At 64.9% G+C, this 545-nt stretch carries 1 protein-coding gene; it reads right to left on the reverse strand.

Features of this window, described 5'->3' with window-relative positions; all coding sequences use genetic code 11:
• Window positions 1-59 precede the first annotated feature (59 nt).
• Window positions 60-545 (reverse strand): GMP synthase (glutamine-hydrolyzing) (locus ACXJKH_RS21980; RefSeq protein WP_457322562.1); only part of this gene is annotated, 486 nt, incomplete at its 5' end.

Here is a 545-nt window from a genome sequence, read left to right on the forward strand (position 1 = left end):
CCTGTCAGCACCGGTCGCACAACTGACGAGGGCGCCTCGCGGCGCCCTCGTCATTCAACTCATTCCCACTCGATCGTCGCCGGCGGTTTCCCCGAGATGTCATAGACAACCCGCGACACCCCCCGCAGCTCATTGATGATCCGGTTGCTCACCGTGCCCAGGAAGTCATACGGCAGGTGCGCCCAATGTGCCGTCATGAAATCGATGGTTTCCACCGCGCGCAGCGCGATCACCCACTCATACGCACGCGCATCACCGACCACGCCCACCGACTTCACCGGCAGGAACACCGCGAACGCCTGGCTGGTCTTGTCGTACAGATCGGCCTTGCGCAGCTCGTCGATGAAGATGGCATCGGCCTTGGCCAGCAGTTCGGCGTATTCGCGCTTCACTTCGCCGAGGATGCGCACGCCCAGGCCCGGGCCCGGGAACGGATGGCGGTAGACCATGCTGCGCGGCAGGCCGAGTTCGACGCCGAGGCGACGCACTTCGTCCTTGAACAGCTCRCGCAGCGGCTCGACCAGGCCCAGCTTCATGTGCTCGGG

Source organism: Stenotrophomonas sp. P5_B8 (assembly GCF_054049855.1).